Source organism: Kangiella geojedonensis (genome assembly GCF_000981765.1).
In the GTDB taxonomy this organism is placed as follows: Bacteria; Pseudomonadota; Gammaproteobacteria; order Enterobacterales; family Kangiellaceae; genus Kangiella; species Kangiella geojedonensis.
This window is the reverse complement of the sequence record NZ_CP010975.1, coordinates 416,548-442,646: the sequence shown is the minus strand read 5'-3', so window position 1 is coordinate 442,646 and position 26,099 is coordinate 416,548. Positions and strand designations below refer to the sequence as shown.

Annotated in this window: 22 protein-coding genes and 1 tRNA gene; 14 read left to right on the top strand and 9 right to left on the bottom strand. The window is 45.4% G+C overall.

The window, feature by feature from the left end; translation table 11 throughout:
* Nucleotides 1-24 precede the first annotated feature (24 nt).
* Both putA and rsmF read left to right on the top strand, forming a co-directional pair.
* Nucleotides 25-3,231, top strand: coding sequence for a bifunctional proline dehydrogenase/L-glutamate gamma-semialdehyde dehydrogenase PutA (gene putA, locus TQ33_RS02080; RefSeq protein WP_046560599.1), 3,207 nt, complete (start codon nt 25-27; stop codon nt 3,229-3,231).
* Nucleotides 3,232-3,306: 75 nt separating this feature from the next.
* Nucleotides 3,307-4,755, top strand: a complete 1,449-nt coding sequence (gene rsmF / locus TQ33_RS02075; RefSeq protein WP_046560598.1) for a 16S rRNA (cytosine(1407)-C(5))-methyltransferase RsmF — start codon at nt 3,307-3,309, stop codon at nt 4,753-4,755.
* Nucleotides 4,756-4,767: 12 nt separating this feature from the next.
* Here rsmF and TQ33_RS02070 read toward each other — a convergent pair whose 3' ends face one another.
* The gene (locus TQ33_RS02070) at nt 4,768-5,439 is read right to left on the bottom strand and encodes a general secretion pathway protein GspB (protein ID WP_046560597.1); all 672 of its coding nucleotides are present in this window, start codon (nt 5,437-5,439) and stop codon (nt 4,768-4,770) included.
* Nucleotides 5,439-7,139 (bottom strand): ExeA family protein, encoded by a 1,701-nt coding sequence (locus TQ33_RS02065; protein WP_046560596.1) that lies wholly within the window; start codon nt 7,137-7,139, stop codon nt 5,439-5,441. The genes TQ33_RS02070 and TQ33_RS02065 overlap by 1 nt, the downstream gene beginning before the upstream one ends.
* 102 nt (nt 7,140-7,241) lie before the next feature.
* Between TQ33_RS02065 and TQ33_RS11570 the strand changes: the two genes are divergently transcribed.
* Together TQ33_RS11570 and TQ33_RS02055 are read left to right on the top strand one after the other, a co-directional pair.
* A complete protein-coding gene (locus TQ33_RS11570) occupies nt 7,242-7,706 on the top strand; it encodes a DUF4124 domain-containing protein (protein WP_169745456.1) in 465 nt (154 codons plus the stop codon).
* 3 nt (nt 7,707-7,709) lie between these two features.
* On the top strand, nt 7,710-8,945 hold the full coding sequence (locus tag TQ33_RS02055) for a multifunctional CCA addition/repair protein (protein ID WP_046560595.1): 1,236 nt from the start codon (nt 7,710-7,712) through the stop codon (nt 8,943-8,945).
* 12 nt (nt 8,946-8,957) lie between these two features.
* On the opposite strand, the gene TQ33_RS02050 is transcribed toward TQ33_RS02055, so the two are convergent.
* The 6 genes from TQ33_RS02050 to folB form a co-directional block, all read right to left on the bottom strand.
* Complete coding sequence (locus TQ33_RS02050; RefSeq protein ID WP_046560594.1) at nt 8,958-9,779, bottom strand: undecaprenyl-diphosphate phosphatase; 822 nt, start codon at nt 9,777-9,779, stop codon at nt 8,958-8,960.
* A 257-nt stretch (nt 9,780-10,036) separates the two neighbouring features.
* The gene (locus tag TQ33_RS02045) at nt 10,037-10,297 is read right to left on the bottom strand and encodes a hypothetical protein (protein ID WP_046560593.1); all 261 of its coding nucleotides are present in this window, start codon (nt 10,295-10,297) and stop codon (nt 10,037-10,039) included.
* Nucleotides 10,294-11,529 carry a class I SAM-dependent methyltransferase gene (locus TQ33_RS02040; RefSeq protein ID WP_052735161.1) on the bottom strand — a complete coding sequence of 412 codons (1,236 nt, stop codon included), beginning with the start codon at nt 11,527-11,529 and terminating at the stop codon, nt 10,294-10,296. Before TQ33_RS02040 ends, TQ33_RS02045 begins: the two co-directional genes overlap by 4 nt.
* Nucleotides 11,529-12,242, bottom strand: coding sequence for an SDR family oxidoreductase (locus tag TQ33_RS02035; RefSeq protein WP_046560592.1), 714 nt, complete (start codon nt 12,240-12,242; stop codon nt 11,529-11,531). Before TQ33_RS02035 ends, TQ33_RS02040 begins: the two co-directional genes overlap by 1 nt.
* Nucleotides 12,239-12,739, bottom strand: coding sequence for a 2-amino-4-hydroxy-6-hydroxymethyldihydropteridine diphosphokinase (gene folK / locus TQ33_RS02030; RefSeq protein WP_046560591.1), 501 nt, complete (start codon nt 12,737-12,739; stop codon nt 12,239-12,241). The genes TQ33_RS02035 and folK overlap by 4 nt, the downstream gene beginning before the upstream one ends.
* 10 nt (nt 12,740-12,749) lie before the next feature.
* On the bottom strand, nt 12,750-13,109 hold the full coding sequence (folB, locus tag TQ33_RS02025) for a dihydroneopterin aldolase (protein WP_046560590.1): 360 nt from the start codon (nt 13,107-13,109) through the stop codon (nt 12,750-12,752).
* Nucleotides 13,110-13,292: 183 nt separating this feature from the next.
* Here folB and plsY point away from each other — a divergent pair, with 183 nt between their 5' ends.
* Genes plsY through TQ33_RS02010 form a run of 3 tightly spaced genes read left to right on the top strand, consistent with a single transcriptional unit; the run spans nt 13,293 to nt 15,922 of the window.
* A complete protein-coding gene (plsY, locus tag TQ33_RS02020; protein ID WP_046560589.1) occupies nt 13,293-13,919 on the top strand; it encodes a glycerol-3-phosphate 1-O-acyltransferase PlsY in 627 nt (208 codons plus the stop codon).
* On the top strand, nt 13,916-15,103 hold the full coding sequence (locus tag TQ33_RS02015) for a Bcr/CflA family multidrug efflux MFS transporter (protein WP_046560588.1): 1,188 nt from the start codon (nt 13,916-13,918) through the stop codon (nt 15,101-15,103). Before plsY ends, TQ33_RS02015 begins: the two co-directional genes overlap by 4 nt.
* A 36-nt stretch (nt 15,104-15,139) precedes the next feature.
* Nucleotides 15,140-15,922 carry a sulfite exporter TauE/SafE family protein gene (locus TQ33_RS02010; RefSeq protein WP_046560587.1) on the top strand — a complete coding sequence of 261 codons (783 nt, stop codon included), beginning with the start codon at nt 15,140-15,142 and terminating at the stop codon, nt 15,920-15,922.
* A 22-nt stretch (nt 15,923-15,944) separates the two neighbouring features.
* Here TQ33_RS02010 and tsaD read toward each other — a convergent pair whose 3' ends face one another.
* Nucleotides 15,945-16,967, bottom strand: coding sequence for a tRNA (adenosine(37)-N6)-threonylcarbamoyltransferase complex transferase subunit TsaD (gene tsaD / locus TQ33_RS02005; RefSeq protein WP_046560586.1), 1,023 nt, complete (start codon nt 16,965-16,967; stop codon nt 15,945-15,947).
* 182 nt (nt 16,968-17,149) lie between these two features.
* Here tsaD and TQ33_RS02000 point away from each other — a divergent pair, with 182 nt between their 5' ends.
* The 7 genes from TQ33_RS02000 (at nt 17,150) to TQ33_RS01970 (ending at nt 26,071) form a co-directional block, all read left to right on the top strand.
* Complete coding sequence (locus TQ33_RS02000) at nt 17,150-19,711, top strand: TonB-dependent receptor plug domain-containing protein (RefSeq protein WP_046560585.1); 2,562 nt, start codon at nt 17,150-17,152, stop codon at nt 19,709-19,711.
* A 148-nt stretch (nt 19,712-19,859) separates the two neighbouring features.
* Complete coding sequence (gene rpsU, locus TQ33_RS01995; RefSeq protein ID WP_046560584.1) at nt 19,860-20,075, top strand: 30S ribosomal protein S21; 216 nt, start codon at nt 19,860-19,862, stop codon at nt 20,073-20,075.
* A gap of 56 nt (nt 20,076-20,131) precedes the next feature.
* Nucleotides 20,132-20,578, top strand: coding sequence for a GatB/YqeY domain-containing protein (locus TQ33_RS01990; protein WP_071841086.1), 447 nt, complete (start codon nt 20,132-20,134; stop codon nt 20,576-20,578).
* Nucleotides 20,579-20,711: 133 nt separating this feature from the next.
* Nucleotides 20,712-22,499, top strand: coding sequence for a DNA primase (dnaG, locus tag TQ33_RS01985; protein WP_046560582.1), 1,788 nt, complete (start codon nt 20,712-20,714; stop codon nt 22,497-22,499).
* Between the two features lie 135 nt (nt 22,500-22,634).
* Nucleotides 22,635-24,500, top strand: a complete 1,866-nt coding sequence (rpoD, locus tag TQ33_RS01980) for an RNA polymerase sigma factor RpoD (protein WP_046560581.1) — start codon at nt 22,635-22,637, stop codon at nt 24,498-24,500.
* A gap of 118 nt (nt 24,501-24,618) precedes the next feature.
* Nucleotides 24,619-24,695: transfer RNA gene (locus tag TQ33_RS01975), tRNA-Ile, on the top strand.
* A 68-nt stretch (nt 24,696-24,763) separates the two neighbouring features.
* Complete coding sequence (locus TQ33_RS01970) at nt 24,764-26,071, top strand: DUF2254 domain-containing protein (protein ID WP_046560580.1); 1,308 nt, start codon at nt 24,764-24,766, stop codon at nt 26,069-26,071.
* The last annotated feature ends 28 nt before the right edge of the window (nt 26,072-26,099 follow it).

Sequence of the window (26,099 nt, the reverse complement as noted above, 5' to 3'; positions counted from 1 at the left end):
TTTATGTTTTAGGTATTAAAAAGAATGTTACGAGCTAGTCATATATTTTCAGATAATTATAAGCACCTGTCACTGGATGAATGGCAGGGGTTGGTCACCCAAAATTATGCAGTCGACGAATCAGATTATCTGAATGAACTGCTGGCGCTAGCCACACCTGATAAGGACACCATCGAAAAGGTCACTCGCCAAGCCAGTGATCTTGTTACAGCTATTCGAAAAGATCAGCGCAATAAAGATGGCGTCGAAGCTTTTCTACAGCAATACAGCCTAAGCACTAAAGAAGGTATTATCCTGATGTGTTTAGCGGAAGCCCTCCTGCGTATCCCCGATGCGCGCGTGGCGAATAACCTTATTCGCGACAAACTGACTTCTGCTGACTGGGAAAAACATACCGGCCAAAGCGACTCGTATTTAGTTAATGCGTCGACTTGGGGATTAATGCTAACAGGTAAAATCGTTGATACCGACAAAGACGGTGATGGTAAACCTGACAACATGATTCGTGGCTTAATTGCCAAATTTGGCGAGCCCGTTATTCGTCAGGCGATGAATCAGGCTATGCGGATCATGGGACGCCAGTTCGTATTAGGTCGTAGCATTAAAGAAGCTCTAAAACGTGGCTCGAAGAGTGTACAAAAAGGATATACCCATTCTTTTGATATGCTTGGTGAAGCCGCTTATACCATGCCTGATGCTAAGCGTTATTTCGACGCTTACAGCAACGCTATTGATGAAATTGGCGCAGTCAAAACACAAAGTGGCGTAAAAGCTCCAAGCATTTCGATCAAGCTTTCAGCATTGCACCCTCGTTATGAAGAAGGTCAGCGCGATCGCGTCTTAACGGAAATGGTTGACACGGTAAAGAAGCTGGTTGATCAAGCTCGTCAGCTAGACGTCGCCGTTACTATTGATGCTGAAGAAGCCGATCGACTAGAAATCTCTCTAGACGTATTTGAAGCCGTTTACGATTCTGCCGTCTGTGATGGATGGGAAGGCTTCGGTATGGTCGTACAAGCTTATTCGAAACGTGCCCTGCCGGTTTTAGGTTGGTTGAATGCCCTATCTAAAAAGCATGGTCGTCGTATTCCCATACGCTTAGTGAAAGGTGCCTACTGGGATCAGGAAGTGAAGTGGTCTCAACAAGGCGGTTACTCAAGCTACCCAGTGTTTACTCGTAAGAGTGCAACTGACGTTTCGTACCTAGCCTGCGCTAAGTACCTTTTAAAAGCAGAAAATACCTTCTACCCACAGTTTGCTACACATAACGCACAAACCGTATTCAGTATTCTGGATATGGCTGGGGGTAATCGCAACTTCGAATTCCAGCGCCTACACGGTATGGGCGAATCGCTTTATGATCTTGTCCTAAAGCAGTATCCTGATATTAGTTGCCGAATTTATGCTCCAGTGGGCAACCATAAAGATTTATTGCCATACCTCGTCAGACGCCTGCTGGAAAATGGAGCCAATACCTCTTTTGTTCACCAGTTGGTTGATGAAAATACCGCTATTTCTGAGTTAGTAGAACATCCGTGTGAGACGCTCAAAAGTTTCGAAACCTTGCACAATGATCGAATCCCGCTACCACCACACTTGTACGAAGACTTTGGTGAAATGCGTATAAATTCAAGCGGTACCAATTTACATATTCATAGTGAGATAGAGCCTTTTATGAACCAGGTCAAACATTTCTTAGATAACCAATGGCATGCAAAGCCAATCATTGACGGTCAAGAGTTTACCAGCAACGAAGAGCAAGTAATTTGTCCTTACGACCACAGCCACACAGTCGGTACGGTTCATAAGGCTACTGAAGAACAGGCTCTTAAGGCTCTGAGCGTCGCTCACGAAAACTTTATTGCTTGGGACGTTACACCGGTCCAACAGCGCTCAGCTTTGCTGGATAAGGTCGCTGACGCTTTAGAAGCTCATAAGCACGAATTAATTGCCTTGTGTAGTCGTGATGGTGGTAAAAGCATTCAAGACGGTATCGATGAAGTTCGTGAAGCCATCGACTTCTGTCGTTATTATGCTTACAACGCGCGTAACCAGTTTGGCCACGAAATTCATCTACCTGGCCCGACGGGTGAGAGCAATGACCTTTACTTACAAGGTCGTGGTGTATTCGCTTGTATCAGTCCGTGGAACTTCCCACTGGCTATCTTCATTGGTCAGGTTGCAGCAGCTTTAGTTGCCGGTAACACGGTTATCGCTAAGCCAGCCGATCAAACGACGTTGGTGGCGTACCGCGCGGTGCAAATCATGCACGAAGCAGGTATCCCAACCAGCGTTCTTCAGTTTGTTCCAATTCGTGGCTCAGTTCTAGGTAACGTCATTTTGTCAGACAACCGAATCGCAGGTGTTGCTTTCACTGGTTCAACAACCACCGCACACACCATCAACCGTACTTTGGCAACGCGTGACGGCATGCTATCCCCACTGATTGCTGAAACTGGCGGCCAGAACGCTATGATCGTGGACAGCTCAGCACTACCTGAGCAAGTGGTTGAAGATGTTATCCACTCAGCCTTCACTAGTGCGGGACAACGCTGTTCTGCGCTTCGAGTCTTATATTTACAAGAAGACATCGCTGACAAAATCATCGAAGTACTTTCTGGTGCGATGCAAGAACTGCGCCTAGGTAACCCTACGGATTTATCGACAGACGTGGGCCCAGTGATCGACATGGCTGCTCGCGAAGAGTTGCAGAGCCACATTGATGAGCTTAAAGCTGCAGGCAAGTTTATTGCTGAAACGCCAATGCCAGAAGGTCTTGAAGGTCACGGTAGTTTCTTGTCACCAGTAGCCTTTGAAATTGACCATATTAATGACTTGGATCAAGAGTGGTTTGGACCTATCGTCCATATCGTCCGCTACAAAGCAAAAGATTTGGATAGCGTCATCGACCAAATTAACGACTATGGTTTCGGTCTAACCTTGGGCGTACACTCTCGTAACGAAGCGACAGCCATGTATATTGATAAGCGAGCACGTGTTGGTAACGTATACATCAATCGTAACATGATTGGTGCAACCGTTGGTGTTCAACCATTTGGTGGTCAAGGCTTATCAGGTACTGGCCCTAAAGCAGGTGGTCCATTCTACTTGTATCGCTTTGCAACCGAACACACTCGCACTAATAACACAGCGGCAATCGGTGGTAACGCGACCTTGTTATCGCTTGGAGATGAAGACGTTACTCCTGAGTTCTTACAAAAAGACTCATAGTTGCCCTTGTGGTAAAATCAGTAAAAGGCACAGCTCGTCTGTGCCTTTTCTGTATCAGTAGCGCGAGAAAATAACATGGCTCAAATTTCACCAGACTTTATTCAACACATACAAAAGCAGCTTCCAGCGAATATTCAACTTGAAGAGCTTCTAGAAGCCTGCCAACGTCCTTTGCGCAAAAGTCTGAGAGCTAACTTACTCAGCTCTACCCCAGAAATACTCCAAGCAGAACTCGAAAGTCTGGGTTATACACTCACCCCCATTCCATGGTGCGACGAAGGCTTCTGGATTGATGAGACGGAAAAGGCTCCACCAGACAATCTCGGTAACTGGCTGCCTCACTTGCAAGGGCAATGCTATATTCAAGAAGCCAGCTCAATGCTTCCTGTTAAAGCGTTGTTACATGACTTTAGCTATTCCGAAAGCTCCACGTTCCTTGATATGGCAGCAGCACCGGGCTCGAAAACCACGCAGCTTGCAGCCCAACTCAACAACCAAGGACTCATAGTCGCCAACGAATTATCCTCTTCTCGGCTAAAAGGCTTACACCACAATCTTCAACGATGTGGCGTTAAAAATACCGCTTTAAGCCACGCTGATGGGCGCCTGTTTGGAGACAAAACGCCACAGTTCTTCGAAGCCATATTGCTTGACGCACCCTGTGGCGGTGAAGGTACGGTTCGCAAAGATGAACAAGCGCTTGCCAACTGGGATATTGCATCTGTTCAATCAATCTCTGAGCTACAAAAAGAATTAATTTGCAGCGCTTACCGAGCGCTCAAGCCTGGCGGTCGACTAGTGTATTCCACTTGTACCCTCTCCAAAGAAGAAAACCAAGACGTTTGTGACTATTTACTCCAAACCTATGGCGAAGATATTTCAGTTAAGACACTTGCCGGTTTATTTGAGGGCGCAGACAAAGCCGTCACTCAAGAAGGATACCTTCACGTATATCCAAACACCTATGACTGCGAAGGGTTCTTCGTCGCATGCTTTGAAAAATCCACAAAGGTGGAAGTTACTAAAACAACACTGAGTGATAGCCAACATAAAAAATTTACGGCCCTGCCGCAAAAAACTTTTGAGCAATTGAAATCATACTGCGGTAATTTTGGCTGGGATATATCGCCCCTTAGAGATAAGTTAAAGAACAAATCCAATCGCGGAAGAAATGAAGAGGTGTGGTATATCAATGAAGACATGGAAGCGCTCGATCAGCAGTTTAAGCTGAACCGCTTTGGTATCAAGCTCTTTGAGCTGAATAAACATGGTCCCAAATTACAGCACCAAGCGGTGGTAAGCTTCGGTCAAGATTTTACGCAACAGATAGTTCCGCTTAGCTCAGAGCAGGCTCGCGACTACTATCAGGGAAAAGATATCTTTCTAGAGCACTCTCATAAACCACCACAGCACAAAGAAGTGATTGTTACTTATCAAGGTGCCCCTTTAGGGTTAGCTAAACACCTTGGCAATAAGTTAAAAAATAATTTACCGAGAGATCTCGTTAGGGATAAGGCGTTTTAAAACAGACGCAGTTTAGTTAACATTCACATCTTCAAGGTTGGGTAATATAAACTCCCGACCTCTATAGATGACCACTAAATCATTCTCAAGAATTTCCTTTACCACCAAACCTTGAGAAATCGTATCACCTTCACCGTAAGCTCGGCCATTAAGCATCACGAACCGGTCTTTCGGTTGAGTGGCATAGATATGCGTGGTGTAAACTAGAGATGGTAAGTCAGCTTTCGTCACTGATGTCTGTTCGCTCTGCTTTGATACCGTCTTTGAACGCTGGCTAGTGCCAGTACTTTTGTTTGCAGTACGACGCTGAACTTTCTGTACAATGGGTTCTGAGACCTCAAGCGGCTTATTGACAATTTGTGTATCGTTTTGATTTCTCTCCACCTGCCTCTTTCCACCTAAATTAGAGTCAGAAGAAAGTGGACGTGCTTCTTCTATCGGAGTGTGATTAGACGTTTTTTGTGTCCAGCGCTCTGAAATTTCCTTTGCAGATGGATTCAACAACATAAAGCCTAGTATGCCAATAATCAAAACCAATAGCATCACGACTATTGGCCAAATCCACCGGGTAAGACTCTTCTCTTCTTCAAACTCATGATACGCATGTTCGCTTGATAAATCAGGTATCTCACTCTGCTCGTCGCTTGCTTTGTTTTTCTTTAGGGCATCAAGAATGTATGACATTAATAATCTCCCTGGTATTTCGACGAAGAGGAGTTTGTTGATCGCTGTTGCAGAAGTTTTGGAATATTAGTCACAACGTTATTATTAATCAATATAACCGAATGCTTTCCTAGTATGCCATCAGCCACCAACCCATTTTCCATTTGAAATAACATCAACCAGTCTTCAACTTTTTTAGTAAAACGATCAGCTGGAGTGATGTCAACTTGATCAATATCATAAATTGCATCGGTTAACCAACGGACCACTGAACCACTATCTCCAAGCTTAGTGTGTTCCACAAAACCATCCGGCATTTTCCAAAAAAGCTGGTATTCACCCTGCCACAAAGGGTTCAGTTTTTTTCGAGACATGCGGACTTCATTGTCCCCAAACTGAAGCACTAGACTATCATCTTCCATCGATTTCAAAGTCCCCCAGAAAACGCCTGACTCTTTAGTTGAGAACTTCAAGTTTAATGGTCTGTTTAACTGCTGGATATAGTCCCAATCAGCCACACCAGTATCACAGCTAAGGTTATAATCTTGAGCAAAGTCACAAGGGCTGGATGACTGATAGGGGTAATAACTAACTCCCCATAAAGCAAACAAATTCCGCGAAGATGTTAAACCACTTCGATCCCAACCTTGATCACCCCATAACTCTTGGGCAACTTGATCATTACTTTTCTCAGGATTATTAGTTGTTATCAACCTTTGCTCAGCAGGCCTGTTAGCAGTTTGTTCACTATTTCCTGTAGGCTCTTCTGTAGTTTCAACAACCTCCTGCTCTTTAAGTTGCTGGGGATACTGTGTCATAACAAGATAGGTTGTAACTGCTACTAGCAATACTGTAATGGCGCCAAACCAAATCAACCTCGAACCTTTAGTGTTCTGACGAACTGCTGAGTGGTTATGACCTAATACTTCTGGAATAGCTCTTCTAACGATAGGCTCTGTCACAGCATTTTTCTTTTCGACAAAAGCACCGAGTAGAGAACGGTCAGAAATTACATTGATCAGTCTTGGTATGCCACCACTAGCTTGGTGTATTTTTTTCACCGCAGCAGACTTAAAAAGCGGTCGTTGCAGTCCAGCGATCCGTAACCTGTGATCAATATAAGAAGCGGTTTCATTCAGATTGAGTGGTTTGAGGTGATAACGTGCGGTGATTCTTTGTGCTAATTGACGCAGCTCTTTCTTAGCTAGCAACTCTTGTAACTCTGGCTGTCCAATAAGAATAATCTGCAGCAATTTCTTATCATTGGTTTCTAAGTTGGTCAGTAAACGAATTTGCTCCATCACTTCAACGCTCAAATTTTGAGCCTCGTCGATCATCAATACAGTATTGAGACCTTTTTCATGATTATCGAGTAAGTAATCCCGCAATAAATCAGTAAATGCTTTTAAGCTTTTTTCACCAGCTTGATAGCCAATACCCAGCTCATCACACATGGTCGCCATCAACTCAACAGCGTTCAGCTTCGGATTTAGAATGTATGCCAGTCTAACGTCACTGGACAGCTGCTCCAACAAACAGCGACAGACCGTAGTTTTGCCAGTTCCAACCTCTCCAGTCAGCATAACGAAGCCACCACCAGAGCCTATGCCGTAAAGCAAATGGGCCAAAGCATCACGGTGACGCTCACTCATGAATAGAAAGCGAGGATCAGGTGCAATGGTAAATGGTGAACTTTTGAATCCAAAAAAATCGTTATACATAGGTAAATGCCGCTCACATTGTGGATGAGCAATTATTGTTTAAGTCTCTGGCTTTGCTTATTATGGGTAATATATGACAAAGCCACGATCGGTACAATTGCTATGATCACAAGATGTCTCGCAGGAAGCCGCACATTATTGCTTCTGGCTTTAAGCCTTGTTGCACTGCAAAGCCCTGCAAAAATCTATAAATGGGTCGATAAGGATGGTAATACTCATTACTCCGATAAGCCACCTAAAGATAAGCGAATTAAGGCAAAACCACAAAATTTGGATAATATGAATATCATTCAAATGCCTCGCCCGGTTAAAACTAAGGCTCTTAGTAACAGTCAGTGCCAGTTAGCGATAGATAACTTTAACAAGAGTTTTGCAAACCATAAAAACGCTATAGAAAAAGAACTAGCGCAAGGAAGTATTGATGATATGCAATTTGCCGCAAAGCTTACCGAGCTAGAGAGCCTTAAAAAGCAAGTCACTCTAAAAAACTGCCACAAAGCTGATCCAAAGCTCAACACCCTGTTACACTGTATGGCTAAGAACCCTAACACTCAGGTTTGTAGCTAATTTATGGAAGTTTACCTTGTTGGCGGTGCTGTTCGTGACCATTTGCTCGGCTTAGAAGTCGTCGATCATGACTATGTTGTTGTAGGAGCAACTCCTGATGCGATGAAACAGCAAGGCTTCAAAGAAGTCGGCAAAGACTTCCCTGTCTTCCTACATCCAGAAACTGGTGAGGAATATGCACTGGCTAGAACGGAGCGTAAGTCTGGTCGAGGTTATAAGGGGTTTGAAGTCAATTTTTCATCAGATATTACGCTTGAACAGGATTTACAACGCCGCGATCTGACCATCAATGCCATAGCACAGCATGAAGATGGCACCCTAGTGGACCCTTACCATGGCCAGACAGATCTACAGCACAAAGTTCTAAGGCATATTTCACCAGCTTTTGCCGAAGACCCGCTACGGGTTTTGCGCGTGGCTCGCTTCGCGGCCCGCTTCCATCATTTAGGTTTTACTATAGCGCCTGAAACCTTAGCGCTAATGACCGAGTTAACCAATCAAGGCGAACTTGAGTATTTAACCGCCGAGCGCGTCTGGGTTGAAACTCATAAAGCCTTATCCACTCGCTCTCCTCAAGTGTTCTTTGAAGTATTAAGAGAGTGTGGAGCGCTAAACATACTGTTTCCGGAAATTAATCAGCTGTGGGGAATTCCTAATCCTGAAAAGTGGCATCCGGAAATCGACACAGGCGTCCACACCATGATGGTGCTGGAACAAGCAGCACGTAAGACTGATGATATTTGTGTGCGCTTTGCAGCAGTGGTTCACGATCTGGGTAAAGGCGTCACACCCAAAGAGCAGTGGCCACAACACCGTGGACACGAGGAAGCTGGAGTGCCACTGATTAAACAGTTATGCCGTCGCATCAAGGCGCCCAAAGACTACGAGAACTTAGCGATTCAGGTTTCTCGCTTTCATCTACATAGCCACAAGATGTTTGAGTTACGCCCAAAGACCATACACAAGGTATTAAAATCTATTGGCGCTTATAAAAAAGAGTCCACTCTTGAGCAGTTTATTATCGCCTGCGAATCAGACTTTAATGGTCGCCTCGGTCTTGAAGAGAAACCGTATCAACAAGGTGACCTGCTTCGCCAATGCTACCAAGCCTCAAAAAAGGTTGATGCGCAGCCTTTAATCGAGCGCGGCTATGAAGGGGCAAAGCTGGGCGAAGCGATAGAACGGGAACGTGTCCGCCGCATAAAATCCGTTCTCGAAAAAGAAAAAGCGGCTGAATAAGCCGCTTTTCAATTAACTATAGAAAAGTACCAGTAACCCGATACCCAACGCTAAGCGATACCAGACGAATGGCATAAAGCCGATTTTCTCTAGCCACTTTAAGAAGAAGTGTATACAAGCAAAAGCGCTGACCGCTGAAACAATAATACCCAGAATCAAGAAGCTCCAATCAAACTTGGCGCCCTCTTCAACCAACTGATACCCCTTTAGGCCACCGGGCAATAAAATCGCTGGAATTGATAACAAGAAAGAATACCGCGCTGCCGCCGTTCTCGAAAAACCCAACATCGCCGCAGCCGTCATGGTAATGCCTGAACGCGAAGTTCCCGGAATTAATGCCAACGCCTGCGCCATACCAATTGCAAATACATCTCGTAACCTCAGATCGTATTCATTTTTAAAATCGCGACGCTTTTTGCCGTTATACTGTGTTTCAGCGTAACCGAGCAACAAGCCAAAAATAATCGTAGTCGCCGCAATCACAGGGATTGAACGAAGGTAATTATCAACAATATCAAAAGTTTCTAGAAACAAGCCAAACAAACCGACAGGAATTGTGCCCCAAATTACCGCCCACGCTAACCGAGAGTTTGGACTCGACCCTTTACCTGTCACAGAACCAAACCAAGCAACAACCATCTCCGCAATCTCTTTACGGAAATAAATCATCACCGCCGTTAAAGTACCCACATGTACAGCAACATCAAACGCCAAGCCCTGATCCTGCCAACCTAAAACCTTCGACGTCAGAATCAAATGCGCCGAACTCGAAATCGGCAAGAACTCAGTAAGTCCTTGAATCAATGCTAAAAATACCGCCTGAAGCCAATCCATATTATTTCTCTTCTCTTGGGACTCCCACCATCATGGGAGTGACCGCTATGTTATGAAGGACTCAACTTCTGGTAAGAAGCTAGTAACCATAATCCTAAACAAAAAAATTTATCATCTAAAAGTCAGCATAATGCATCACTGAAATATTTTGTTCTTAGGCGAGGCAGAGTTAAAAGGATAAAAATGGAGTTTATTCAAATAAATGACTTTTTTAACTTTCCACTCTAACAAAGCATAAGGGCAAAATAGACGGTGATTTATTTAGTTAAGCCGACGTAAAACCCGTAGATCATCACCTGAATAAAAATAATAAACCAAAACCAAGCCCCAAAACCAACGGCTTTTAAGGTAAAGGTATTGAGCTTTTTACTGCGCCAGACCAATAGTGACGATAAACAAATAGAAATCACCACGGCTAGCGCCAATAGCCAGTACCAGCTATCACCTTTGCCAGCGGCCGCTGCAGCAGCTAATGGTGAAAATAAACCGAGTAAACCAGCGGTTATTAATTTTTTCATGCTTGATTCAATCCAAGTGAAGTAAACCCTGAAAGTGCGCCTGAAAACCCTTTGGATAAACCCAGAACCTTAATGTTCTGCCCCATCTCATTGGGCATCAATAATGTTTGTAACTGTTGCGCTACTGATAGGCTCGACATTGTATCAGAATCTTGTGGCTGCGCCACAAACTGCTCTATGCCACTCAAGGTCAAAAACTGAGATTGTGTGGTAAAACCCAAGACTTGAGCATTATTATCAAGCGCTGCTTGAGCAAGCTGAGTGAAGTTCACCGAACTGGTTATATCTTGTAATCCCAACAGCGCTAACGGCACTGAGTGCTTTCTCTGCTGATAATAACACTGCAGCGAGCCTTGTGGTCTGTAAGGAGAATACAACTCTTCTTCCTCATAGCCATAATCAATAAGCACAATACACCCTTGCTCTAAACACTCAACGAGGCTTTTTAACCAGTCTATTCTTAAATCATAAGACTCCGCTAAATAACCCTCTGGCCATTCCTGGCAAAGGTCGGCGTGCTTCTTTTGCCACCCTTGGCTAAAACTGGTTTCTTCAAACTCAAGCTTAAAGCCATTATTATTATGAGCGACGAACCCTTGCGTTAGACCTTGCTCAGTTTGCATGAAAAGATCGACAGGAATAGCATCAATAACTTCATTGCCAATAATCACTCCTTGGAATGACTCCGGCAACCGATCCAGCCAAATAACTAACGGCTTGAGTTGTGGCAACTTGTCATTCAGCATTTGTTGCTGGCGCTGACGCAATTCAGCCGATACTTCTAAAATATAATAGGCTTCTGGGAGCTGATTATCCGACTCACACTGCTGCAAGATATCGCACATTAGCTTTCCTGTGCCAGCACCTAACTCAAGAACGCATGGCTCAGTATTGTTCCAAGCCTGCTGCAAGCTCTTCGCTATAGTTTGACCGAACATGGGTGATATTTCAGGAGCCGTCACGAAGTCACCCCCCGCACCTAACTTATGGCTACCGCCACTGTAATAACCTAACCCGGGATGGTAAAGCGCCTGCTGCATAAACTGAGCAAAGGGTAGCTTTCCATTAAAATGAATTAACTCCGCTATTTTTTGTGCCAACTGAAAACTTGCTTCAATAGCCGCTTGTTCTGGCTCAGGGACTTCTAAGGCATGGCACTGATGCTGTAATAGCTGTTGATAATCTTGATAGTTCCGGCAAAAGTCCGGTAACGCCGCAGGCTCAACTGACATTATAAAAATTCACCACCATCAATTGGCAATACCACACCTGTCACGAACTCTTGACCGACTAAGAAAGCTACAGCCTCGCCAACGGCTTTCGGCGAACCTGTGCGTGCTAAAGGAATCTTCTCCGCCATCCGCTCAAAGTGATCTTGGCTGGCACCCGGCGGTGGCATAATAGCACCAAGCGCTAAACCGTTGACTTGGATGTTAGGCGCTAAATCCTGTGCTAAAGCCTCGGTCAAATGCCATAGTCCCGACTTTGATAGGCGGTATACCAGATGGTCACCGGAAGGTCGATTTATACGAGCGTCTAGTATATTAATGATGTGGCCAGACAGAGGAGTGTTATCGACAAAAGCTTTTGACAACTCCAGTGGCGCTCGCAAATTCAAATTCATGACTGAGTCCCACTCAGCGAGCCCCTCCATCACAGAGTCAGTTTCAGGGAAAACCGCCGCACTGTTAACCAGTACCGACAAGTCGTTCTCTTTAAATACACGCTCAATCAACTCACGGCACTGCTCAGGCTCACTCAAATTAGCCTGATACAGTTTGGCATTTACTCCAAACTTTTTAACCTCTTCCGCAGTTTGTACAGCCTCATGAGAGGAGCGGTTATAGTGAATCGCAATATCATACCCCTGCTCCGCTAAAGCCAAGGCAATAGCCTTACCCACTCGAATAGCACCGCCCGTAATTAACGCTGTTCTTCGCGTCATAAAGCACTCTCCCAATCGAACTTGATAGCCCACAAACTTTGCTCGCTTTTGTTGTCAAAAGCATCCCACAATTCTTGATAAGATTTCTTTTCAACCGGATGCTCTAAAGTCGGAGCGATTTCAGCCAAGGGCAATAACACAAACGCATGATGTAACACTTCACCGCGAGGCAACTTGATCGGTTTATCACACACCAAATCATCATAGAGCAAAAGGTCAATATCCAGAGTTCGGTTACTATATTTAGCTTCTCCCCTTACTCGCCCAGCAGCTTTTTCGATTTCCTTAAAAGCCTGATCCACCTGCGAGATACTGAGCTGGGTTTTAGCGCTCGCCACCAGATTTAAGAAGTTATCGCCATCAAATCCAACCGCCTCGCTTTCATAAACTTGAGACACGTTTAAATCTGAAAAGTAATAGTTCAACTGCTTGACGCCGAAGCGCACTTGCCGCTCCGCGTCTTGGTTACTGCCAATGCTGATATAAATTTTTGGCATAACAACTCGCTTAAGCCTCTTTAGTCCCGCGCTCAATCAACACGCCCACATTTTTAGAGCCTCGAACGGCTCCCGGCTTACTGAGCTTTAGTTTTAGCCATGGAACATTGAATTCAGTTTGGATGATTTCTGCGATCTTTTCTGCCAAGGTTTCGACTAATTGAAACTCAGCTTCCTCAACAAACCCAATCACACGCTTAGCCACAGATTTATAGTCCAAGCACTGATCAATCGTATCTTCCTTTGCCGCTGGACGAATATCATGAGCCATTTCTAAATCAATACTAATGGTCTGGCGGATCTGGCGTTCCCAGTCATAAATGCCAATGACTGTATCGACTTTTAAATCTTCAATAAAAACAATATCCACGTTTTTCTCTAATTATTCTGTTAGTAGCCCGTTAGAATATCAAATTCCAGCCAATTTGTTATCAATAGCCTGATTTTTTGTATAAACTACCCACAATGGCTATCGCGACACACATAAAGATGGAGTTTCGAGTCTTCAATGGCACCTTTGCTCATGAAAAACTATAAGGATACCCCCTAACTCATGGAATGGGACGTAGTAGGACTATGGATACTGGCCTATCTCACAGGCTCGATTTCGAGCGCTGTTATTGTTTGTCGCATTATGCAATTACCCGACCCTCGGAATTTCGGCTCCCACAACCCCGGCGCAACCAATGTCTTAAGACTTGGCGGAAAAAAAGCAGCTTTATTTACGCTTCTCGGTGATATGCTCAAAGCTATCATCCCAATCCTGATTGGCTACGCGCTCGATCTGCACAATCGAAATCTCGGTTGGGTGGGTTTTATGGCCTTTATCGGACACCTCTACCCGCTTTACTTTAACTTCAAAGGCGGTAAAGGTATGGCGACTTATTTTGGTGCATTAGTCGCACTATCACCGCTTTTATTAGCTTTCTGTGTGATCACTTGGGCCGTAACTGCCTTCTTCAGTCGCTATTCATCTCTTGCATCTCTACTATCCAGTTTTGCTGTTGCAGCCTTTGGCTTCTACATGGATCATAGGTACTTCTTCCCGCTTTTCGCCATGTTCCTAATACTGACTTGGCGACACCGTCAAAATATCAAAAACTTATGGCATGGTACTGAGCGAAAAATCACCGATAAGAAAGAGTCGGACAGGAAAGAGCCACCTAAGGTCAACGAATGAGTGCAACCCACATTAAAAACCCTTTACGACTTCTGCCACTGTTAGCATCAATTGTTGCGATATCACCCCTAGCGATTGATATGTACTTACCGGCCATGCCGACCATTGCCGAAGAATTATCGACCACACCGACAGCGGTACAAAACTCGTTAAGTATTTACATGGCCGGGTACGCGTTGGGAATGTTATTTTTCGGTCCGATTGCTGACCGCATTGGCCGTCGTCGCGTGGTCATCATTGGCTTGCTTGGCTTTGCTTTTTTCTCAGTGGCTTTAGCATTTGCGGAATCTATCGAAAGCTTCCTGACCTTACGTTTTTTCCAAGCGGCGATTAGTAGCGGCGCCACCGTCGTAGTACCCGGCGTGATCCGAGATATGTACGGAAGACACACCGCAAAAGGTTTGTCTTACGTCAGCATGATCATGATGATTGCGCCGATGATCGCGCCCAGTATTGGTAGCTTTATCCTGCACTTTACCGGCTGGCGGAGTATATTCTTAGTCTTGGCGGTGTATGCCGTGTTAATTCTCGCGCTGGTGCTGTGGAAACTGCCGAGCAGTATGCCAAAGAAGAAAAACCGTCAATGGCTTAGAGAATTTGCCAACAACTATCGTTCGGTATTCGCTAACAAAACGGTGCGACTGGATATTTTCACCTCCATGTTCGCTACGTTTGCGTTTTTCTGCTACCTGACATCAATTTCGTACCTTTACATTACGCACTTCGGCGCCAGTGAAAAATCCTTCAGTATTTTATTCGCCATCAACGTCATCGGCCTCTTTATCAGCAACATCATCAATAGCCGCATTGTTGAACGCTTTGGCTCACGCAAGCTACTACGCTTCGGTTCAGTTTACGCACTGTTTACAGGCACAACATTTTTTACCGTGCTGCAACTGGACTTAGGCCTCTACGCCACAGCCGCCTCCATTTTCCTGCTACTCGGCTCGCTGGCTTTTATCACCACCAACTCCGACGCACTTGTGCTCAATACTTTCGCCGAAAAAAGCGGCACTGCCACAGCGGTTATTGGCACCCTCCGCTTCGGCTCAGGCGCCCTCGCTGGCCCACTACTCGCCATTCTGTTCGATGGCACACCGAGTAATTTTGCATGGTTGGTGTTGGGCTCTGTTGTTTTGGTTTTATTGATGCAGGTATTCAATAGGAAAGCGAGTCATGTATAAACAACTAACGCGGTAAAGCCAAAGTAATCATTATCTATGTTTGAACTGCTTCTTCTTTTTAGCGCTGGACTTCTTGGCGGCATGGTTAACTCTATCGCTGGTGGCGGTAGCTTTATCACCTTTCCGGCATTAATGTTTGTGGGCATACCGCCAGTCAGCGCTAACGCCACTAACACTTTTGCTTCTTGTGGTGGTTACTTAAGCGGCGCTTATGCTTTTAAAGAGGATTTGCGTGCGTATAAAAAAGAGTTACCCAAGCTTGTCTTTATCGCTCTACTCGGCGGTATTTTAGGCGCTTGGCTACTACTTCAAATTCCTGAAGAGGCGTTCAGAACCTCCATCCCATGGTTACTGCTATTCGCGACACTTTTATTTATTTTCGGTGGGCGCATCAACGCTGCATTGAAAAAGCTCAACACTCGGCACCGACACGCCTCAGCTATCGGCAAGGTTTTGCTGGCGCTAACTTTATTTGGAATTTGCGTGTATGGCGGTTTCTTTAACGCCGGTCAGGGGATTATCACTCTGAGCTACTTAGCGCTAGCGGGATACACTAACATCAACGCGATGAATGGTATTAAGCTTCTACTTTCGACGGTTGTGGCGTTAGTCGCCATTGTCATATTCATCTACAACGATGCCATCGCTTGGTATGAAGGCTTTATTGTCTTAGCTGGGGCTTTAGTCGGAGGTTTTATCGCCGCCAATTTATCTAAAAAGCTGTCTCAGCACCACGTTAGGCTTTTTGTGATTCTTGCCAGTATCGCTATCACTATTTACTTTTTTATTGATACTTATGCAGGGACAGTTCTTGCTTAACCCGACCTCTTAACTCAGTCTTCTAACTTAGTTCCACAATCGGCCAGCGCGGCTTGGCTCTAACCGCTGGCTCTTCAAACTGATCTTGCCCATTTAGTATCGCTTGGTGGCGGCAATAACCCGCGTAAGCGATCATGGCGCCGTTATCGGTGCAGAATTTAGGACGTGGATAATAGGCTTTACCGCCTTTCGATTCGAGTAAGTCTGTCAGCTTAGCTCTAAGTGCCACGTTAGCGCTTACACCACCAGCGACTACCAGTCTTTTGTGACCAGTTTGCTCTAAGGCTCTTCTGCATTTAATAAAAATCGTGTCGACTACGGCTTCTTGGAACGCGTAAGCGATATCAGCCATTGATTGCTCGGACTTGTCAGAACCGTTATAAAGATTGGCCACGGCTGTTTTTAAACCACTAAAGCTAAAATCTAAACCTGGGCGATCAGTCATCGGACGTGGTAGCTTATAAATTCCCGCTCGACCTTTTTCCGCAAGCTTCGCTAACGCAGGACCACCCGGATAACCTAACCCCATAATCTTAGCGGTTTTATCAAAGGCTTCACCCGCGGCATCATCAATCGACTCGCCTAAGATTTGGTACTGCCCCAATTCCTGTACGTCCACGAGCAATGTGTGCCCACCGGAAACCAGCAGTGCAACAAAGGGGAAGTCAGGCTTGTCGTCTTCCAGCATTGGCGCTAAAAGGTGCCCTTCCATATGATGCACGCCAATCGCAGGGATACCCCACGCATAAGCCAAGCTGCGCCCAACGCCGACACCAACAAACAAAGCACCAATTAATCCGGGACCTTTGGTATAAGCAATCGCATCAATGTCATCTTTAGTACAGTTGGCTTGCTTTAGCACTTCTTTAACCAACGGGATCGTCTTACGCACATGATCACGCGAAGCCAGCTCAGGCACCACACCTCCATATTCCGCATGTAACTCAACTTGACTGTATAAAGCATCGCCAATGATCCCTTGCTCAGAATCATAAATAGCAACCCCCGTTTCGTCACAAGACGTTTCTATACCCAGTATTTTCAATGCAAATTTGCCTTAACTATGTCCTAAATCAATGCAGGAATTATATATAAATAAGCCTCTCTTAGCGAGAGGCTACAACCTTGGTAAAAATTGCTTATAACATTTGTATAATCTAGAACGATTTCACAGATTATCACTGATGTTATCGCTACCTTAGCCCTCTACCATATAGGGGGAATACCATGAAAAAAACCATAATACACGCAGCTGTCGTGGCAACACTTGCAGCTAGCTACTCAACCACCGCCCAATCTGCTGACGAGAATAATAAAGCAGAAAAAGGCAAAAAAGCTGAAACCATGATCGTCACCGGTACTCGAGTCAGCGGTCGTACGATTGAAGATACAGCCGTTCCGGTCGATTTGATTACCAGTGACATTATTGAAGAGTCTGGTGCTAGCGAGGTCGGCGAGCTGTTACAAAAGCTTGCACCTTCATTTAACTTCTCACGCACCACCGTGAGCGACGGTACTGATATCATCCGCCCAGCGACGCTTCGCGGCCTTGGCCCCGATCAGGTTCTTATTCTGGTCAACGGCAAACGCCGCCACAGCCAAGCCTGGGTCAATATCCAGCAAACCATTGGTCGCGGCTCGGCAGGTACCGACATTAACTCAATCCCTGTTTCTGCTATTGAACACATCGAAGTGCTACGTGATGGCGCGGCAGCCCAGTACGGCTCAGATGCTATCGCTGGCGTGATCAACATCATCCTAAAAGGCGGCGGTGCTGGTACGACGCTTTCCGGTAAGTGGGGCGAGACCAAAGAAGGCGATGGCCAGGTTAATCAAGTATCGGCTAACAGCACGATTAACATTGGCGACACCGGCTTTTTGAACTTAACGGCTGAGTTTCGTGATCGTGGCGCAACCAACCGCGCAGGGATCAGTAACCGCAAAGACCGCGTGATCATGCGTTTAGGTGATTCATCTTCCGAAAATAAATATTTATTCTTCAATGGCGAAGCAGGTATTGCCTATTTCTTCGGTGGCGTATCTGATCGCATTGGCCAATCAGCAGGATTCTACCGATTTGAAGACCGCGCTGATCGTAACGTGCCACAAGTCTATTCTGATGGCTTTCTACCACTTCAGAACACCACCGTAAAAGATACGTCACTCGCTTTCGGGGTTCGTGACTTTATTGGAGAGTCATCTTGGGAGTATGACTTAAGTGCCGTTTATGGCAATAATGAATTCGGCTTTGCTGCGTCCAACTCACTGAATGCTTCCATTGCCGCCGAGTATGTACAAAACAACCCTGGCGCTACCGATGCTGAAATTCGTGCCAACTCAGGCCCAACCTCCGCTGACAGTGGTAGCATTGGCTTTACTCAAAGAACCTATAACTTTGACTTAAATGGCGCCGTAGATTGGGGCTGGTATGACGATATCTATTTAGCAACCGGTCTAGAGTATCGCGAAGAAAGCTACGGCATTAAAGCTGGCGACTTAGTGTCGTATTCTTGCGGATATACTGGCGATACCAATAACCCTTTCCCTTCCGTCATCGATCCGAGCGTTGCGGCAGCTTGTGGTATGCAAGGCTTCCCCGGTTACAGTCCCGAGATCGCGGCTTCAAGCCAGCGTGAGCGCGATAACTATGCATTCTACGTAGATATGGAAACGAACCTCAGCGAAAATTTCTTACTGGGGATTGCCGGACGCTATGAAGACTATAGCGATGCTGGCGATGCAACCACCGGCAAAATCTCCGTACGCTGGGACGTAACCGAAAGCTTTGGTCTACGCGGAGCGGTCTCAACAGGCTTCCGTGCACCGAGCTTAGCCCAACGAGCATTCACCACCGTGTTTACTGACGTTGATGGCACTGAGTTGTCACAAACCTTCCACGCGCCTGAAGGCAGTGTGTTTGCATCAGCTTATGGTGTTGAACAGTTAGAACATGAGTCGTCTGAAAACGTTAGCCTTGGAGCGGTTTACAGCCCAGGAAACGGCTTAAGCATATCGTTAGATGCATACCAAATCGATATCGAAGACCGCATTGTTCTAGGCGGCGGCTTAAACGGCCAAAATGCCGATGCTAACGGTAACCCAGTGGTGAACCAGGAAGCGTTAGATTTCTTGAATGCCAACGGCTATAACAAAGGTCAGTTCTTCTCTAACGCGATTGATACTGAAACCTTTGGTGCTGACTTAGTGCTGACCTACGATTGGGGCACTGATGACTGGGGCGACTTTACTTTTACTTGGTTAACCCACTACAACCGCACAGAGATTAAAGAAATCAACGCACCTGACGGTGTATTACCTGAAACCTTATTCTCGCAAGCTCAGGTCGATAACGTCGAAACCGGCCAGCCACGCCAGCGCTTATTGCTGGGTTTAGATTGGGCCATCAATAATTGGTCAACATCATTAAAAGTCAATCGTTACGGTAAAGTCAAAACATCCTTCTTCACCTGTCAGGGCTTAGGCATTCCAACGCAGAACCCAGACGTGTGTAATGGAGTGCTAGGAATTGACCCATCTCCAGCTGTACGCTCGAGCGCGAAATGGCTGGCTGATTTAGAAGTGCGATATGACTTCGACAATGGCGTTAAGCTGACGGTTGGCGGTAACAACATTACCGATGAATACCCAGACAAATTACCGGAAAATGCCGTTCACCGTTTCATCAGTGATTCGCCAGAATTTGGTAACTATATCTACCCATGGGAGTCGACGCCTTTCGGAATTAACGGTGCTTTTTACTACGTAAAACTCGACTACAGCATCCAATAACCAAAAAAATGGCCCCAAAAGGGGCCTTTTCTTTGCTTTTTGATCAAAAAATGTTTAAAATTTGCGCCCTTCTTGTGACAATAGTTTGGTTGCAAGACAGTAACTACATGATTTTATTAACATTAATTTAAAGGTTAGGTGATTTTTAATGCCAAGCGTAAGAGTAAAAGATAACGAGCCTTTTGACGTTGCATTACGTCGCTTCAAGCGCTCATGCGAAAAAGCAGGTATTTTGGCCGAAGTTCGTAAACGTGAACACTACGAAAAGCCAACATCTGTGCGCAAGCGTGAAAAAGCAGCGGCAGTAAAGCGTGCAGCGAAGAAAGTAGCTCGCGAAAACGCTCGTCGCATTCGCTTGTATTAAGAGCTTATTTAAGCAATTCTTTTTAAGAAAGCCATTAAATAAGTGAGAGGATAGCCGTGTCAGGATTACATGATCGTCTTAAAGAGGCAATGAAAGATGCCATGCGCGCTAAGCAAAAAGAGCGCTTGACTACCATTCGCCTAGCTTTATCTGCTATTAAGCAGGTCGAAGTTGACACTCGTGAAACACTAGATGACACGGCCATTCTTGCTATCTTAGACAAGCTCGTTAAGCAACGACGCGATTCAATAAAACAATATGAAGATGCTGGCCGTCAAGAGCTAGCGGACATCGAAAAAGCTGAAATAGATGTTCTTCAAGAATTCCTTCCGCAGCCTTTGACTGATGAAGAAATTAATGCCCTGATAGAAGACGCAGTCGCCAAGACTGGTGCGGAATCTATGAAAGATATGGGTAAGGTCATGGGGATGCTAAAGCCACAGCTTCAAGGCCGTGCCGATATGGGTGCTGTCAGTGGCAAAATTAAGGCACGTTTGTCTTAAGCCAACATTTCTATTCTACACCCCCGTTTTTTATCCACTAGTTCCGTTACGAACTAGGTAAAATATTCGCCCTCTGCTATTATTGGGCACATTAACTGTATTCTCTACAATAAAGTTTCTCTAAGATAATAAAATGGCACTGATCCCTCAGCAGTTTATTCAAGAACTACTGGCTCGAATCGATATTGTCGATTTGATTGACTCGCGCGTGCCTTTAAAAAAAGCGGGAACCAATTATAAAGCTTGCTGCCCTTTTCATGGCGAAAAAACACCCTCTTTTACCGTTAGCCAGGATAAACAGTTTTATCACTGTTTTGGCTGTGGCGTTCATGGCAACGCTATCGGCTTCATTATGGAGTACGATCGCCTCGAATTCCCCGACGCAGTAGAAGAACTGGCTACAAGTTTAGGCATGGAAGTCCCGCGGGACGAGAGTGCTCCAAATCGTCCGAAGGTAGATGTCAGCCTTTATGAGCTAATGGAAAAGATTGCCAAGTTTTACCACCGCCAACTCAGCACTCCCCAAGGCAAAGTCGCAGTGGACTACCTAAAAAAACGAGGGCTCAGTGGCGAAATCGCCAAACAATTTGCTATCGGCTATGTCCCTGGCGAATGGCGTAACCTAGAGAAAATATTTCCTAAGCTTGGCACCGACCAGAAACTCCAACAGCAGTTAATTGACTGTGGCATGTTAATTAAAAAAGAAACGTCGGTTTACGATCGCTTCCGCGACCGCATTATGTTTCCGATCAAAGATAAGCGCGGTCGAGTAATTGCTTTTGGCGGGCGCATTATTAATGACGGTGAACCAAAATACTTAAACTCACCAGAAACACCCATATTCCATAAAAGCAACGAGCTGTATGGTTTGTATCAAGCTCGTCAAGCCAACCGTAAGCTTCAACGTTTATTGATTGTTGAAGGTTACATGGACGTGGTCGCCCTCGCTCAGTTCGGAATAAACAATGCTGTAGCGACTTTGGGGACTGCCACTACCGAAAGCCATCTCCAACAATTGTTCCGTGCGACTCGTGAGCTAGTATTATGTTTTGACGGTGACAGAGCTGGTCGTGATGCTGCGTTACGCGCTTTAGAGCACGGTTTGGCTCAACTCAGAGATGGGCGTGAAATTAAACTTATGTTTTTGCCGGATGGCGAAGATCCTGACTCGATGGTGCGCCAGGTTGGCAAAGAACAATTTATACAACAAGTCGAATCAGCTACGCCATTATTTGAATTCTTACTCGAACACTTGGCCTCACAAGTTGATTTAGAGTCGGTTTCAGGTCGAGGCCAGCTAGTACACCTAGCAAAACCTTATTTGGAAAAAGTCACCGACCCCATTTATCATGAGTTTTTCAGCAATGCACTGGCTCAAAGGGCGCGACTGTCTGTTGAGAAATTAGAGAAAATCATAGAACAACCGGCACCAAAACCACAGCCGGCACCGACTCAGAAACCAGCGCAAGCATCACAAAAAACGAATAAAACCATGCAGTTAGCGCTAACATTGCTTCTGCAAAACCCCTCTCTAGGGCTCAATATTCATAACTTTGCATGGTTAAAAACCTTGCCTGATATGGGCCCAAAGCTGTTACAGCAACTCCTTGAAATCATCCACAAGAACCCCAATATTACTACAGGTACCCTGCTAGAATATTGGCGAGAACAGGAAAAGCTGTACCAGCGACTTTCCCAGCTCGCGGTCACTGAGCGTGAAGAGCGGATGCAGGGTAACGAAGAGGCTGAACTTCAAGATTGCATGAAGCAATTGTTGCGCCAAGCCCAGACACTCCGTCTGGACTACTTAAGGTTAAAGGATAAACAATCAGGTCAAAAATTAACGGCTACAGAAAAATCCGAATACCAGCAATTACTATTGTTGGCCAAACAAAAGCCCCGAAAAGCAGAGAAAAGCTAAGGCTTGCTGTGATGGGGGCAAATTCTGTATAATTTGCGGTTCGCCATGCGTCAACCGCTAGGGGTTTGTGCGTCCAACGCAAGCTCCACAACTATTGTTCGCAAACGGTGTGTGATCACAACAAAGGTATTCTAGATGTCAGAGAATTCGCAACAGTCACAGCAGTCGCAGTTAAAATTACTTATTGCGCGTGGTAAAGAGCAAGGTTTCTTAACCTATGCTGAGGTCAACGACCATTTACCACCCGATATCGTCGATCCGGAACAAATCGAAGATATTATCCGCATGATTAACGATATGGGGATTCAGGTGTACGAAACCACGCCTGATGAAGATGAGTTAATTATCAATGACGACTCTGTAACTGATGAAGATGCTGCTGAAGAAGCAGCGGCAGCATTAGCCAGCGTCGATGGCGAATTTGGCCGAACCACTGATCCGGTGCGTATGTACATGCGTGAAATGGGTAGTGTTGAACTTCTTACACGTGAAGGCGAGATCGATATTGCTAAGCGTATTGAAGAAGGTATTCGCCAGGTTCTAACGGCTGTTGGTAACTACCCGGATACGATTCGTATTTTGCTCGAAGAGTATGAGCAGTATAAAAACGAATTTATTCGTTTAACTGACATCGTTACTGGCTTCCTTGACGGTGAAGAAGCAGAATTCGTACAAGAAGAATCAGAAGCAGCGCAAATCGCTAACGCCAATGCGGAAGCTGATGACGAAGATGTCGACGATGACGCCGATGATGATGAAGACGATGATGATAGCACTGAAGTCGATACTGGGCCTGACCCAGAAGAAGCGGAGCAACGCTTCTCTGAGCTGGCTAAGCAGTACGAGAAAACAGTAAAAGCTATCAAACGCTACGGACGTGATCATAAGTCATCAGCGAAACAGCTTGAAGCCATGCGCGAGCTCTTTATGAATTTAAAGCTTGCCCCTCGCATGTTTGAGTACCTTGTGCAGAACCTTCGTACAAAGATGGACGGCATTCGTGAGCAAGAGCGCTACATCATGCATATGGCAGTTAAAAAGTCACGCATGCCTCGCAAAACCTTCATTACAACCTTCTCAGGTGCAGAAACCAACCCTGAGTGGTTAGATGGACACCTTGCGAAAAAGAGCAAATACTCAGAAGCATTAGCCGAGTTCGCTGAAGATATTCGAAAAGCACAGCGTAAGATGCAGTTAGTTGAAGAAAGCTGTGACTTATCAGTGCTAGAGATTAAAGAAGCCAACCGTGAAATGTCGATTGGCGAAGCGAAAGCTCGTCGCGCGAAAAAAGAAATGGTTGAAGCCAACCTGCGTCTGGTCATTTCTATCGCTAAGAAATACACCAACCGTGGCTTACAGTTCTTGGACTTGATTCAAGAAGGTAACATCGGCTTGATGAAAGCGGTCGATAAATTCGAATACCGTCGTGGTTATAAGTTCTCGACTTATGCGACTTGGTGGATTCGTCAGGCGATTACTCGTTCGATTGCTGACCAAGCGCGTACCATTCGTATCCCGGTACACATGATCGAAACGATCAATAAGCTAAACCGTATTTCTCGTCAAATGCTTCAGGAGATGGGTCGCGAGCCACAGCCAGAAGAATTGGCAGAACGTATGGAAATGCCGGAAGATAAAATCCGTAAAGTCCTAAAAATCGCTAAAGAGCCAATCTCAATGGAAACACCGATTGGTGATGACGAAGATTCGCATCTTGGCGACTTTATCGAAGACTCGACGATTGACTCACCGGTGGACGCCGCTACAGGCGAAAGCTTGAAAGAAGTCACTGACGAAATCTTAGCCGGGCTTACGGCTCGTGAAGCAAAAGTTCTTCGTATGCGTTTCGGTATTGATATGAATACCGACCACACGCTTGAAGAAGTTGGTAAGCAGTTCGACGTAACCCGTGAACGTATTCGTCAGATCGAAGCTAAGGCGTTGCGTAAACTACGTCACCCAAGCCGTTCTGAAAAGCTTCGCACTTATATTGACGAGTAGTACCTATTTATCAGTCGGTTTTATACCGATTTGATATTGCACGCGCAGGAGTTTTCTCGTAAACTTCTGCGCGTTAACATTTTTAGCGTCAGACAATTCCTGTAAGGCGTCTCAAAATGGGCCCGTAGCTCAGTTGGTTAGAGCATCCGACTCATAATCGGCAGGTCCCCCGTTCAAGTCGGGGCGGGCCCACCATCTAAAATCATTGATACTTCCTTGGCTTTCGTTAACAATAAACGAAAAACACAAGGGACACAGTAGCCATGAAGTCATGGGCATCAAAACTCTATAATCTATGGGAACTGACGAGAAGCAGTTTATTTTATGTACCTGTCATCATTTCCTTAATGTTTATTGGTGGGATTCTTTTGGTGTTTCGGTTAGAACTCAGCTATACCGAATATGTTGAAAAGCTAGACTTCTTATACGCAGGTTCCACTGAAGACGCAAAAACGATTCTTCAGACCATACTGTCCGCTCTCATCACTATGACGACATTGGTCATCTCCATTACTATGGTGGTCTTGAGTTTGTCCGCTTCGCAACTTGGCCCAAGACTGATCAAGATATTCATGAGTAGCCGACTGACTCAAATCTATATCGGTGTCTTCTTCGGCAGTATCGCTCTAACGTTAACTTTGCTTATCTTGTTACATGATCAGTCGACCTTCGAACAACCGCCTAAATTAACCATCAGTTGCTGCTTTCTGCTGACCTTTATCAACCTGTTTGTACTACTCGGTTATGTGAACCATGTAGCACGCTCCGGAATAGCAGACACCACTATAGAACGTGTTACTCAGGAATTAGAAAACTCCCTAGCGCGTCTCACCAGTAGCACCCAAGACAGTTCTCAACACGCTCCTGCCCCATCGATACCTCAGGAATTAGCGCAACAGAAGCGTGATATTTATAGCGCCTGCAGTGGTTACATTCAGAACATCCAGTATCCATCTTTACTTGAGCTAGCTACAAAACATGATCTTTTGATCAACATTGAATGCCGAGCTGGTGACTACATATTCTCTGGGCAGAAGGTAGGAGCGATATTTCCAAAAAGCCATGCCCACGCAGACACAGAAATAAACGTTGTGGGCTGTATTGATATTGGAGCCAATAAAACTGGCGCGCAAGATATCGAATACTCTATCAGACACTTAGCCGAAATAGGGTTGCGAGCATTATCGCCGGGAATCAACGACAACTTCACCGCAATCACTGTTTTGGATAAGTTATCCGGCGTTTTAAAGAAAGCTCTGGATAAAGAGTTACCAGAACACATATATCATGATGAGCAAGATACATTAAGGCTTATTGGAAGATCTGCAACTAAGACTGACATCGTGCATAGTGCACTCTCCCAAATTCGTGATGCCGGCAAAACAAAGCCCGATATTTTGTATCATCTCATCGTAATAATCGGTCAAATTAATACCTCATTACAATCGAAAGAAGCAAAACAAGCTTTGGTTCAACAGGTTGCTTTTATCAAACAACATATTCGGGATAATTTCCACAACAAAGAAGAAGAGACTTACTTGCTCAATGCTTTAGAAAAGTATTCTTTTTAGCGGAAAGCTGCAGGGAACTTTTCCCTGC